Annotated in this window: 7 protein-coding genes; 4 read left to right on the top strand and 3 right to left on the bottom strand. The window is 67.9% G+C overall.

The features are described from left to right. Positions 1–9: 9 nt before the first annotated feature. From IT371_11195 to IT371_11185, 3 genes are all read right to left on the bottom strand, one after another. On the bottom strand, positions 10–909 hold the full coding sequence (locus IT371_11195; protein MCC6748218.1) for a hypothetical protein: 900 nt from the start codon (positions 907–909) through the stop codon (positions 10–12). A 23-nt stretch (positions 910–932) separates the two neighbouring features. After that, entirely contained in the window at positions 933–2558 is a 1626-nt protein-coding gene (locus tag IT371_11190; protein MCC6748217.1) for a serine/threonine protein kinase, read from the bottom strand. A gap of 126 nt (positions 2559–2684) precedes the next feature. After that, a complete protein-coding gene (locus IT371_11185; GenBank protein ID MCC6748216.1) occupies positions 2685–5540 on the bottom strand; it encodes a discoidin domain-containing protein in 2856 nt (951 codons plus the stop codon). A 312-nt stretch (positions 5541–5852) separates the two neighbouring features. Here IT371_11185 and IT371_11180 point away from each other — a divergent pair, with 312 nt between their 5' ends. The 4 genes from IT371_11180 (at position 5853) to IT371_11165 (ending at position 12747) form a co-directional block, all read left to right on the top strand. Next, positions 5853–6656, top strand: a complete 804-nt coding sequence (locus IT371_11180; GenBank protein MCC6748215.1) for a hypothetical protein — start codon at positions 5853–5855, stop codon at positions 6654–6656. Positions 6657–6843: 187 nt separating this feature from the next. Next, positions 6844–8778, top strand: a complete 1935-nt coding sequence (locus IT371_11175) for a hypothetical protein (protein ID MCC6748214.1) — start codon at positions 6844–6846, stop codon at positions 8776–8778. 261 nt (positions 8779–9039) lie between these two features. Beyond that, on the top strand, positions 9040–10893 hold the full coding sequence (locus IT371_11170) for an FG-GAP repeat protein (GenBank protein MCC6748213.1): 1854 nt from the start codon (positions 9040–9042) through the stop codon (positions 10891–10893). Positions 10894–10953: 60 nt separating this feature from the next. Beyond that, positions 10954–12747: a hypothetical protein gene (locus tag IT371_11165; protein MCC6748212.1), complete on the top strand. Its 1794-nt coding sequence runs from the start codon at positions 10954–10956 to the stop codon at positions 12745–12747. The last annotated feature ends 122 nt before the right edge of the window (positions 12748–12869 follow it).

Below are 12869 nucleotides of genomic sequence, written 5' to 3'. Positions count from 1 at the left end.
GTGATAACGCTAGAACGCGTAAGAGAGGTCGAGGGAGGGGCCGCTCGGTAGCAGCCTGAAGCGTGGCCGCGCGGCCGTCCGCTTATCCGTCTCACCGGCGCCTGGCCGGCTCACGAGCTCGTAGATCGAAAAGGCGAGCGCTGCCGCCCCGACTCCCAGCAAGACGTGTCCTACGACGGTCTTCGTGTGCGCGCTCTCCACGTCGCCGCGGTGGCGCTCGATCTCGGCCGGGTCGGTCGCGACCTTGTAGCGGTCGTAGGCGCTCGAGCGCTGCGAGAAGCCCACACCGTAGAGCACTCCCGTGGCGGCGAAGCACGCCAGCGCCCCACCGAGCACCGTGTAACCCCAGAGGGTCTTCGTCCGCCGCTCGCTCTGCTTGGTGTCCTCCGGGAAGCTGTGCTGCTGCATGGCCAGGGCTCGCTCGCGTTCCTTGCGCTCTCGCTCCGCGCGCTCCCGCGCCTCGCGCTCCCGGCGCGCCTCGTCTTTCGCCGCACGCTCGTCGCGCTCCTTGCGGCGAGCCTCCAGGCTGGCCTCGAGGCGCCGGATCTCCTCGTCGACGTTGTACTCGGGGGCCGCGTTCGGGTTCAGCCGGCGCCACTCGTCGGCGTAGAGCCGAAAGGCGCGCAGGGCCTGCTCCAGCTTGCCGAGCTGCCGGTAGCACTGCGCGGTGCCGAGGAGGGCCTTCGGCGATCGGATGAGCTTGAGCACGGTCTGGTACTCGGCCAGCGCCTTGGCGTAGTCCTGCAGGAGGTAGGCGGCGTGAGCGGCCTTGGCGTGGGTCCGCGCCTTCTGGATCGTCTTCTCGTCGACGCCGTACTTCCGGGCCTCCGCCGCGTCGTCGGCGAGCGCGGGACCGCAGCACAGGACGACTGCCGTCGTCAGGAGCAGGCTCAGGCTCAGGTGTTTCATCACGTGGGACCCCCTTCTCGGCGCTAGATGTCGTCGGGTACAGACTCGCCGAGACGCTTGGGCTGCTTGGGTTCGGGCTTCGTTTCGGGCGTCCCCTTGGGAGAGGACTTTCCCGTGGCGGTCTTCGCGGTTCCCGCCCCGCCGTGCTTCCCCCTCTTCTTGCCCGGCCGGCGGCCGACCGTTCCGGCCTTGGCGGGCTGGAAGGCGGCGCCGTTTTCGCCCGGGTCCACGACGGGGCGTGGGTCGGCGGCTCGAGCGGTCGCGGCGGGCGTGGTGTCCGCGGCGAGGCGCGCGTCGGACCCGCGAGAGGCTTGCCCGCCGGCCGTGGGCGTCGTGCCGGCCGTGGGCGTCGTGCCGGCCGTGGGCGTCGAGCCGGCCGCTGGTCCCGGCTGCTCCCGCTGTCCCTTCGACCCGGCGCCGAGCCCGAAGTACGCGCCGAGACCGAGCGCGACAGCCGCGGCAGCAATGCCGACGACGACGAGCCCGGTCCGGCGACCGGAGGCGAGGACCTGGTGCCCCGTGGTCGCCCCGCGCGACGACGTGCCGTCGAGCGGCGGGACGACGATGGGGGGGGCCGCGCGCTCCATCGCGATGGCGGTAGGGGGCGGCGTGCGAGGGCCGGTCATCCCCTGATAGGGCGGCACCACGACGTCACTGACGTGGCCCGGCGGCGGTGCGGTCTCGGCCTCGTCCGCCGCGACCCCGCGAACCGGCTCCCAGGGGCGGGTCTTCGTCGCGCCGTAGGGGTGCTCGGCGCCCGAGGTGCGGCGCTGCTCGGGTCGTGTCGGGTCCACCCCGTTCAGCGCGCCGGCGAAGGCGGCCGCCAGCGCCGTGGCCGAGGCCGGCCGATCCAGGGGATCCTTGGCCAGGCAGTGCTCCACCACGGCCGCCACGCGCTCGGGGACCGAGGCGTTCACGGCGCGCACCGGTGGAGGCGCCTCGGTGATGTGCTTGGTCAGGAGCACCGCCGTCGGGTGGCCGTAGAAGGGCGGCCGACCCGTGAGCATCCAGTAGAGGACGACGCCGAGGGAGTAGAGGTCCGTTCGGGGCCCGATGTCGCCCGGGCGCCCCGCGGCCTGCTCCGGCGCGATCGTGAGCGGCGTGCCCATGATCATGCCGGTGTGCGTGACCGAATCGCCGACCGGGCCGCTCTCGAGGATCTTGGCCAGTCCGAAGTCCAGGATCTTGAGCGTCAGCGGGGTGCGGTCGAGGACGAAGATGTTGTCGGGCTTCAGGTCGCGGTGGACGATCCCGAGGTCGTGAGCGGCCTGGAGCGCGGGACAGAGCTGCTGCAGGTAGGGGAGCACCTCGGACGCCGGCATGGCTCCCCGCTCGTTCATGATCCGGCCGAGGTCCCGACCCGACAGGTGCTCCATCACGTAGTAGAGCTGCCCGTCGGAGGTCTGGCCGAAGTCGTAGATGTCCACCACGCCCGGGTGGTGGATGCGGCTCACGGCCTTGGCCTCGGCCACGAAACGTTTCGGCAGGGTCGGATGGTGCGCCAGGTGCTCCGCGATGAGCTTGATCGCCACCTGCCGACCGATCTCGGGGTGCTCGGCGAGGTACACGCTCCCCATGCCACCCTGCCCGAGCAATCGGGTGATGACGTAGTTGCCGATGGTCTTCCCGATGGCGGGATCGGTCGTCATGCCCCTTTCAGCGCCTCCGACGGCGGCCTACACCTGTTGTCCGGGACGGGTGCATCGTGCCCGACGGGTACGGGTCCGGTCAACTGGCCCGCCCGGCCCCCTTCGGGGGTGCCCGTCCGGGGGGCGCTACGGCACTTCGGTGACCTTTCCTCCGGCCGGATCGAAGATCACGTGCGCGAGCTTCGGGTGGCGGAAGAGCAGCTTGCCATCCACGTACACGGCGAAACCCTCCAGGCCGTCCGCGTAGTGGTCCTTGCCGTCCGGGGCGTCCCAGAGGATGTCGAGGGTCTTGCCGTGGTAGCGCAGCCCTTGAAACGCGAAGTGCGCCCAGTCCGACGGAATGGGATGGAGCTCGAGCTTCTCGTCCGCGCGGGGGGTGAGTCCGCCGACGTGGCGAATGAGGAGGTCGTTGTACTTGGAGTGGAAGTAGTTCACGACGGTGGACTTCCAGGTCCCCGACTGGCCGTTCATCGACTCCGAGACCTCCGGCTTGTCGAGCTCGCGGTTCTCGAACATCTCCAGGGTGAAGGCCTTGAGCAGCTCCCAGAAGACGCGGCGCAGCTTCTCGCCTCCCCGGTGCTCCTTCGCCGCGCGGGCGAGCGCCTCGAGCACGAGGCTGTTCGAGAAGGGCCACGTGGGGCCGTTCCAGTGGCAGCACCCCCCCGGGACGACCTGCGAGAAGAAGGACGAGTCCTGCGAGATGGTGGCCACCGGGTAGGGGGTCCAGAACTCCTTCGGGTTCGTCAGGTGGTCGAAGAGCGCGAGGTAGCTCGGGTCGTCCCGCGGCGGCACGCCGAAGGCGAAGGGGAAGAAGCCCACGATCTGCTTCACCAGCGCGGGCTCGTCGGTCGCGGCGAGGAGGTCGTAGAAGAAGGTGTCTTCCTTGCGCCACATCTTCTTGAGCACGGCCTCGCGCGTGCGGTCCGCGAGGGTCTTGAACTCGGTTTCAGAGGCCTTGTTCTGGAACGTGGCCGCCATTTCCTGCATGGCGCGGGCGTTGCCGTAGAGGTAGCTCGTGAAGTCCGCGCGTTCGATGTCCGGGTACTTCTCGTGCGCCAGGTTCATGTCCCCTGCGAACCAGTAGAAGGCCGGCTGGTACTCCATCCCCGTGGCGTAGAAGGCGATGTCCTCCGCGCCCAGCTTGTAGAGGTAGTCGCCATCGGCGTCGTGGTGCCTGGCCGTGCCGCGGACGTTGCGCTCGAGCGCCGGGGCGAAGGCCGTGCGGAAGTCGGCGCGCGGGTGCACCTGGTAGAGGCCCCAGGCCGCCTGGGCGATCCAGTTGATGAACCAGAAGTCCGAGCGCCGGTCGGTGAAGAGGTACGGGAACTGGCCGTCGAAGCGCCCGTCCTTCCCCTGGTACTGGTTATCCACCAGGTTCTGCAGGTGGCCGTAGGCGAAGCGTGAGTCCCGGAGCCAGCGCGTCTCGTCGAGGATGTGCGGGGTGCTGAACTGGATCACGCGCGAGTAGTACTGCCTCCCCTCGAAGAAGGCGGGGTGCTTCAGGCGGCCGGCCCCGATCTCGGCCAGGTTGAAGCGCGCCACGAACCAGCGATAGACCCACATGCGCTCGAAGAAGGGATCCGGCGCGAAGAAGCGCGGCGCGTGATCCTGGAACCACTTCTCGTAGCGGGCGGCGTGCTCGTCGAGCGGCCTGGCCGCCGGGGCCACGACTTGGGCCAGGCGCGTGCGCGTCGCGGCGGCGTCGGGGCCGAGGCAGAGAGCGAGGTTCACGCGGCGCGTCTCTCCCGCGGGGATCGAGAGCTCGCCGGCCAGCGCGCGACGGGTGCGCGAGACCTCGGGCAGGGCCTCGAGCTCGGTCACGCCGCTCGAGAAGCCCGCCTGATGCCGCACGGTGAGCCGCAGGTAGCGCGCGAGCTGTTTTGTGAACGTGTATTCGTTTTTGCCCGGCGCGGGGGCCGCAGGGGTCGTGGCGAGGTCGGCCGGGGTCTGCCAGTTGCCGCTCGCCCCGCGGAGCGCGAGCTGGGCGCTCGCCGGCGGGCGGATCTTTCCGCCGATCGCGCTGTCGTCGTAGTAGTGGATCACCACCTTGTCCAGCTCGTGCTCCGCGCCGAGGTCGAGCACGAGCCAGTCCTCGGCGCTCTCCGAACCGTAGGCTGTCCAGCGCGAGGCCTGCGAGAGGTCCCCGTCGACGGTCTCCCAGACCGAATCGCCCCAGAAGGTGTACGAGGCGGTGGGCTTCGGGTAGCCGAAGGCGTCCGCGTTGCGGGAGACGGGTGCGGTGTACGCCGCGTCGACGGGGGCGAGCCCCGTGCCGGCCCCCGCGAAGGCTGCCGGCACGCCGAAGAAGGTGGCCTGCCCGTGGAGCTGTCCCTCGCCGGCTTCACCGCGCGCGAGGAGCGCTCCCTCCACCCGGAGCGCGAACGCAGCGGCGGTGGCGCCGCCGTTGGTCAGCGAGAGCTCGTCCACCACGCAGTCGTCCTCGGTGATGAACTTCTGCTCCGTCATCGTGACGCTCGCGTCGTCCTTCAGCTTCCATTTCACCTCGGTGTGATCGGGCCAGTAGAGGTGCCCCGTGGGCTCGAACGCGGCGAGGTCCGCCCCGCGGCGGAGCGATAGCTCGAGGAGCCGCGTGCCCAGGTTCGAGCCGGCGTAGCCCTCCTCGTGGATGTAGTTCACGTCGCCCACGATGCCGGGCCGCTGGCGCAGATCGAGGGCGAACATGCGTCGTCCGGTGGAGCCGAGGATCACGCGGCTCGGGTCCCCCGCGTGGAGCTTCGGCCGGTTACCGAGGAGGGCGTTCACGCGCACCTCGGGAAAGACCGGGGGGCGCCAGGCGGGGAGGGTGTCGGGGGCCGCGTCGACGGGACTCGGGGCCGCGTCGGTGGCGGGCGACGGTGAACTGCCGCACGCGCCGAGCGGCAGCGCAGCGAGCGCGACGAGCGCGACGAGCGCGACGAGGGCCAGGGGACCGAAAGAGTGGCTTGCCGGCCGCGTGTTGCAACGAGACGGAGGGGTGCCCATGCGGCCTTGTAGCATGTTGTCGCGCACACCGAGTACCGCATGGACTCGCGATGGGCGCGAAAGCACACAGTCCACGACAGGCGCCACGCCTCAGCCATTCCCTTTGCGATTCCCCGCCCTGCCGCAGATGGTTCTCGCCAAGGCCAGGCACCGGCATTCCGCTGAGGTGTCCGGTTCTGAGGGAACGATCGTGGGTAGTCATTGCGAGTTTGTCCTTGACGGGACCCCTCGCCCACGCTACTAGTCATGAGGGTGCGAACGCTGCGCCACCGCTAGGCTGCAGCGTTCCTTTCTGGAGGGGGAGTGTGCAGCATGAGCATCATCACGCCGACGGGAGCCGCGGCGATACCCACAGCGCTCTACGCGAATCGGATCGCCGTGTCTCCGTCATTTCGTTATCGTGGCGAAGATGCCGCCGCGGGGACGTGGGCGTACTGGGTCTATGGTGGGGAATCGTTGACCCAGGCTGGAAGTGGCACGGCTCCGAGCTATCTTCAGAGCAACAGCCCGCTCGGTGCGCCCGACCTTTCCGTGCTCTTCGGGTCAGGTTACCGCCTCGAATCGTCTGGCTCCTCGGTAGGGGACATCACGACGGAGGATTTCGCGGTCCATGCGGTCGTCAAGCTGTCTTCGAACGCCGCGAATCGGTGCGTGATGTTCAAGCGTGGCGACCGAGATGACCCACAGCATTTCATCGGGTGGATCCTGTATTTCAGCGACGCTCACAAGGCCAGCTTCATGGTTTCCTCGGTCAGCGGGAGCTCGACGCTCGAGAGCCCGAGTGGCCTCACCACCGGCGCGTGGTATGACATCTGGGCCTTCGTCGATCGCAGCGAGGCCAGCACGAACGGCGCGGCCCTCTTCGTCAACGGAACACTCGAGACGCAGCTCGACATGTCCGCGAGAAGTGGCACGATCACCAACGCCGGGACCCTGGTCGTTGGAGCCTTTCCATTAGGTTCGTCGCCGAACGAAACGTGGACCTGGACCTATGACAGCCACATCGCGAGCCTAGCCATGTACAAGCAGGCCGCTTGGTTCCCTGGGGGGAGTTCGAATATCGAGCAGTGGAGCCGTATCGCCTGGGAACAGCACAAACTCTGGATCGGAGCCTGACGAAGGAAAACGCAGGGGGCGGCGTGCGATGGGAACCACGAGACTCTACATAGATTCTCAGCCCGGGGGCACGCCGTACGCGTCGCTTCAGGACGCCCTGACCGCCCTCGGCAGCACCACGCGCAGCGTCACGCCCATAACCGCCGATTCGAGTCTGCTCCACCTCGACGTGGCGACGAACGTTGTCTTGAAGGTGGACGCGAACACCACGATTCCAGAGAACGTCTCGATCGTCTTGCCGGCGGGAAGCACCATCGAGGTCTCGGACGGCGCATCCTTGACGGTCCACGGACGCATCGAGGCTGGGCCATATCCCGTCTTCACCTTCGGCGGAAGCCACACGGGCACTGTCGCCGCCGCGAGCACCTTCAAGCGCACGGGGAGGCTCCTCCCGCAATGGTTCGGGGTGGTGGGTGACGGCAGCGCGAATGACACCGACGCTTTTCAGCGGTGCTTGGCGGCTGCCAGCTCGGCGGGCAAGACGGTCTTCCTCCACGCGGGGACGAAGATCCGGACGGTCGACGTGCTCTGGCTCCACAGCGCCGCCTCGGTCGTCGGCGAATCGCGGGACGCCTGTGAGATCATCCTAGATGCGGACCTTGGCAACCATGCGGCCTACTGGTTCAACCTCGGGCTAACCGCGAAGCCGGCCTGGACGGGCACCTACCAGGACGGCGAGCCCGTCATGACCCCCGTTTCGACGGTGCCCTGGTGTGGTCGGCTGACACGTCTCCGCTTCAAGGTCAAGGATGGCAACAGCGTCGTCCGTCACATGGTCCAGCTTCACTCCGCCAGGGACTTCGAGCTCTGCGAGGTCACGATCGACATCACGGGGCTCGATCCCGCGACCGCCACCACAACGTTGGCATCCATCATCCCCAATAGTTGGGCCAGCACCGTGGGCGTCACGCGAGGTCGCATTCATCGGACCCGCCATCTCGCCCGCTCGAGCGGTGGAACTAATCAGGGTCCCGCCGGTATCAATCTAATCCAGACGACCAACTCCGAGGTCGTCGCCAACATCATCGACTACGTCGCCGACGACCCGCTGGCGGTGCTCCACAGCGCGTCGCGCAATTTCGTGGGCTACAACCGCGCCTATGCCACGCGGGGGCGGATCGGCATCGAGGGGCCTGGAGCCGACAACCGGTTCTTATCGAACTACTTGCAACGGGTGCGAGGCGTCAGCCAGTGGTACCCCGCAGGAACCAACTTCTTCGCTGCCGTCCCCGAGATCAATGCGTCCGAAGGGGCGGATGTGAAGCCCAAGCGCACCCTGTTCGCCTTCAACCAGTGCAACCTTCCCGGTACTCAGGTCGACCAACAGGTTCACAACCTCTTGGAGCTCGCGGGCGCCGAGACCGCGGTAGTCCTTGGCAACGCCCTGCGGAGCGACTACGAACCGAGAGCCGCAGCGGACGTAGGACTCGACTGTGGGACGTTCCAGCCTGGTGCCGGGTATCAAATCCGTAAGCCCTCGAACCTCGCGGTCACCGGCAACATTGCCTTCGGCTCGTACCCTGCGGTCCTCATCGAACGCAAGCCGACGAGCTCGACGGACAGCGACATCCTCGGGCCCCATACGTTTGTGGCCAACCTGGCGGGCGGCTACGTGCTCACGGGTCCTCGCTCGGCGGTGGGGGCGTCGAATGGCCTGAGCAACGGCAGCGGAGCCGATTACACGCAGATGGTGGGTCTCGGATTGGGGGGCGCCTGCTGCGTCGCCCGCTTCACGGCCTTCGGTGTTCGCGCCGGAATCAGCGTGATGGGTCTGGGTCCGGAGGGCGGAACGCGGCAGTACCTTCGGCATCAGGGGCTCCTGGGCTATCTCGTTGCGAACCTGGATGGGCCGGCAAGTGGCGGCGTCATTACGGGCCAGCTCCGCAAGGGAAGTGGAGCCGGCTCCTCCTCGGCGATCTTGAATGCCCTAAGCATCGATCCATCGTCGCAGAGCGAACCGAACACGCGGTCCGCGGTGCTCGACGCTTCGGGCTTCTCGGCGCGCGCCTATGGCGGCTCCGGCAGCGATGACTACTTCGAGGTCGAGGTTCAGGGAGGCTCGGGCTTGCTCGGGACCTACGACGTATTCGTCGAGGTGTATGCGATACACGTCCGGGCCTAGGGACATCGCCATGTGAAGAGGTGGAGCATGCGGTGGACATTGGGGTGGCTCGGGGTGGCAGCCATCATCATCGGCAGCGGGGGGCTGAGCGCCTGTATGGATCCCACGCCGCGGGTCGTCACGCGGAGGTCTTCCTTGGTCACTGCGACGGAGCTCAAGCTTAGGGGGCCCTGGCCGACACGAGCTTATGCGTTCGGACAAGGTCTCGCCATCGACGGCTCGACGCTGGCGGTCAGTGAGGTCAGCTCCATGGTGGTCCGCATGTACACCAAGGTCGGCCCGGGCTGGGTGCTCTCGAGCACCGTGACGCCGTCAAGCCCGACCGTGCCGGAGGCCTTTGGGTACAGCCTGGCTCTAGACGGAGACACCTTGGTCGTCGGTGCGCCCAGTGAGGTTCCGCCCACGATGAAGGGTCCCTACGTCGGCGCGGCTTACGTCTTTCGACGCCAGGGCGGGGGCTGGGTCCAGGAGGCCCGCCTGACTGCGAGCGATCCGACGAACTACGCCGACTTCGGTTGGACGGTTGGCGTGTCGGGCGACACGGTGGTGGTGGGCGCTCCAATTCACGCGCACTCGTTCTCGCCGATCGAGCCCCCGGCCCCACAGACTGGCGGCGTCTACATCTTCACCCGCAGCCAGGGCGCCGGAGGCCCGGTCTGGACCCAGAGCCTCGAGCTCTTGCCGAACGACACCCAGGCGCTCCAGAAATTCGGCAGATCGGTGGCCTGGGATGGCGTGCACCTCGCGGTGGGAGCGATGACCGACCACCCATCGGGCTTTCGTACCGGCGCCGTCTACGTGTTCACCGGCGGCGGTGCGAGCTGGACGCAGCGAGCCAAGCTTTGGGCCGCCGACGCGAAGCAATTTCTCGTCGGGAGCACCACCATGAGCCTGGGCTCCGGCTTCGGGTCGGCTCTAGCCCTCGATGGTGGCACCCTCGTAGCCGGTGCCGACGGCGACTGTGACGGGGGGGTGTATGCCCGTGGCGCGGCGTATGTCTTCTCCGGAGCAGGCTCCACCTGGGTCCAGACGGCCAAGCTGCTCGGAAGTGTACCCGGAACCCACGCAGCCCTCGGCTCTGTGCTGAGCGTCGACCAGGGCCGCGTGCTGCTCGGCGGCAGGTTCAATGATATGCCCCAGATCCTCACCGGCGAAGCCTACCTCTTTGCCCCCGTCGCGGGCGTCTGGACCGAGCTCCTCAGGCTCACGGCGAGCGACACGTATGTCGGCCAGGGCTTTGGCCACGACGTGGCGCTCCAGGGCAATGAAGCCTTCGTCCACGCCCCCGACAACAACGGGCCTCCCTTCGACGAAGCGGTCTACATCTACACCCTCTCCGGGTTGCCCAGCACCGACGGTGGACTGGCGTCCGACGGAGGCGGCAAGCCTGACGGCAGGCCCGACGCCGGTCCTGTCGACGCCTCGCCGCATGACCAGGCGGTCGCCGACGCTTTGCTCCCCGACCAGACCGTCGTCACCGGTCCAGACCAGGCCGTGGTCCCCCCTCCCGACATGGGAATGATGCCTCCCGACCAAGCCGTGGTGCCCCCCCCGGACAAAGGGGTGATTGCTCCCGACCATGCCGTGGTGCCACCGCTGGACAAAGGGGTGATCGCGCCCGACAAGGGCGTCGTCGCGAATCCGGACCACGGCGTTGCTCCCACCCCTGACAAGGGAGTTACCGCACGCGACAAGGGTGTCGTCCCGAATCCAGACCGAGGAGTTATGCCGCCCGACGCGCGCACCGACCTCGGCGGCTGCTGCAGCCTCGATGGCGCCCCGGTCGATATTCGTGCGGACGTCATCGCCGACCCGGACGCACCGCCCTCGGACGGCCGCATCCTCGATGCAGCCGTGGCAAATGACCTGCGCAGCGGAGCGAGCGACGGCGGGAGCCTGGACCGTAGCTCTGCCGCTGACGCGCGCCTCGGTCTCGACGAAGGCCGACGCGCCGACCACGACGGAGGCTGCGGGAGCTGCAGTGTGCCAAGCGTTTCCCAGGGGACCTGGGCGCCGTGGCTTGCCTCGCTCTGGTGGTGGCGCCACCGTCGAAGGAAGCGGGTGAGCGCCGCAGCGAATCAGGCCGGAAAGGAGCGCGGCGGAAGCGCCTCCTGACGTCGTCGAAGACCTTCTTCCTCGCACCACCTGCTGCGCCGAACCAGGAGCTGTTCCCGCATGACCACTACCCGACTCTACGTGGACTCGCAGCCCGGCGGAACGCCCTATGCCTCGCTGCAGGCGGCCCTTGCGGCCCTGAGCACCACCACGCGCAACGTCTCGCCCATCACAGGCGACGGGAACCTGATCCATCTCGATGTGCCGACGAACGTCGTGTTGAAGGTGGACGAGAACACCACCATCCCGGAGAACGTCTCGCTGAGCCTGCCGGCGGGAAGCACCATCGACATCGCGAACGGCGTATCGCTCACTGTCCATGGGCGCATTGAAGCGGGCCCCTATCCGATCTTCACCTTCAGCGGCACCGGCGCGATTGCGAGCGGCAGCACCTTCAAGCGCACGGATGCCTTGCTGCCGCAGTGGTTTGGCGTGGTGGGCGACGGCACCGCCAATGACACGACTCCCTTCCGCCGCTGCCTGGAGGCGGCGAGCGCTGCCGACAAAAGCATCTTCTTGCATTCCGCCACAGCGATCCGGACGGTCAACGTCCTCTGGATGTACGGCGCGGCCAGCATCGTCGGCGAATCACGGGAGGCCTGCGAGATCATCCTCGACGGGGATTGCGGCGCGGCCGATGGCAGCAACCCAGCCTCCTTCGACGCCGCCTACCGCGCCTACTGGTTCGTGCTCGGCATGACCAGCAAGCCGGTGCTTCCGAGCGCAGCCGGTCACGAGCTATGGACGGGCCGCCTGGCCCACCTCAGCCTGCGTTGCACCTCCAACGCGGTCGCCAGCCACATCCTTCAGCTCCAATATACCGACAACTTCTTGATCGAGGACGTGGCCATCGACATCAGCGGCATGGGCGCGAGCGCCGCTACCTCTGCGCTGTCAGCGATCGTCACCGGCAACGGCTGGACGACATCACCGTCGGCGAAGCGTGGCAGCATTCTCGGTGTACGCATTCGGTCCACTGCAAACGCCTCGGGGGGCCCCGTCGGCATCGACCTCGAGGCCGTCGACGACTGCTACATCGGCGGCAACCACATCGGTGGCCCGAAGGAAGACTCGACGGTGCGTGCCATCGGCGGCGACGCGATCGTGCTCAAGGGGCTCTCCCGCCACAACCACGTGGTGGCGAATCTCGCCTATAGCACCCAAGGTGGCATCGGAGTTCTCGGCACCGGCGAGCACAATACCTTCATCGCCAACTACGTCGAGCGGGCTGAGGGCGCCGACGGCTGGCTCTCGGCCAACGCAGACCTGTACTTCGCCCTCGCCGACAGCGCCAGCGCGACAGCGCCGCGCGGCACGATCTTCGCCGCCAACCAGGCGCACCTGCCTAGCGGGCCCAGCCAGAGTAGCGTGCAGGTGCTGCTCAACGCCTCCGGCGCCCAGGACTCGGTCATCCAGGGCAACGTCCTGCGCGGCGACGCCAGCGTGGGCGGTGTCGGGCTTGCGGTCGTCCGCACGGGCACCCACCGCCCGGGCTCCACAACCCACAAGCCCAAGAACCTGGCCCTCGTTGGCAACGTCTGCTGCGGCACCAAGCCCGCGTCCATTGACGAGGCTCTCGCGGCCTCGACCAGCATTACGGATCTGGAGGGCCCCGTAGTCTACGAGGGCAACATTGCGGGCGGCTACGTGATCGATGGCGCACGCGCGAGCGTGGGAGTAACCAACGCGCTCTACGACCATCAGGGCTCCTACCGCTACGTCCTCGGGAAATCCCTGACCGGGGCGGTGCACCTGGCTCGCTTCACGGCGTACGGCGTACGGGCCGGCTCGGCGGGCGCCATTACCGCCGTGCTGCCGAACGGTTCCGCCAAGCTCTTCCCGCGGGGAGAGTGAACCGCCCCGGCTTTCCTGGAGGCTCCATTTGTTGAGAGGATGGAGACATGGGACGACCGAGCACGTTTTCACCAGAGGTACGGGAGCGCGCGGTGCGGCTGGTGTTGGAGCACCGGGACGAG

It is taken from the genome of Deltaproteobacteria bacterium, assembly GCA_020848905.1.
GTDB lineage: Bacteria > Myxococcota_A > Polyangia.
Note: the sequence above shows the minus strand (reverse complement) of the source record. Positions and strands in the feature narration are given on the sequence as shown.

Bases quoted from the DNA above. Each gene is read 5' to 3' on its own strand.
- IT371_11170 (MCC6748213.1), top strand. From the start codon at position 9,040: ATGTACACCAAGGTCGGCCCGGGCTGGGTGCTCTCGAGCACCGTGACG.
- IT371_11190 (MCC6748217.1), bottom strand. From the start codon at position 2,558: ATGACGACCGATCCCGCCATCGGGAAGACCATCGGCAACTACGTCATC.
- IT371_11195 (MCC6748218.1), bottom strand. From the start codon at position 909: ATGAAACACCTGAGCCTGAGCCTGCTCCTGACGACGGCAGTCGTCCTG.
- IT371_11165 (MCC6748212.1), top strand. From the start codon at position 10,954: ATGACCACTACCCGACTCTACGTGGACTCGCAGCCCGGCGGAACGCCC.
- IT371_11185 (MCC6748216.1), bottom strand. From the start codon at position 5,540: ATGGGCACCCCTCCGTCTCGTTGCAACACGCGGCCGGCAAGCCACTCT.
- IT371_11180 (MCC6748215.1), top strand. From the start codon at position 5,853: ATGAGCATCATCACGCCGACGGGAGCCGCGGCGATACCCACAGCGCTC.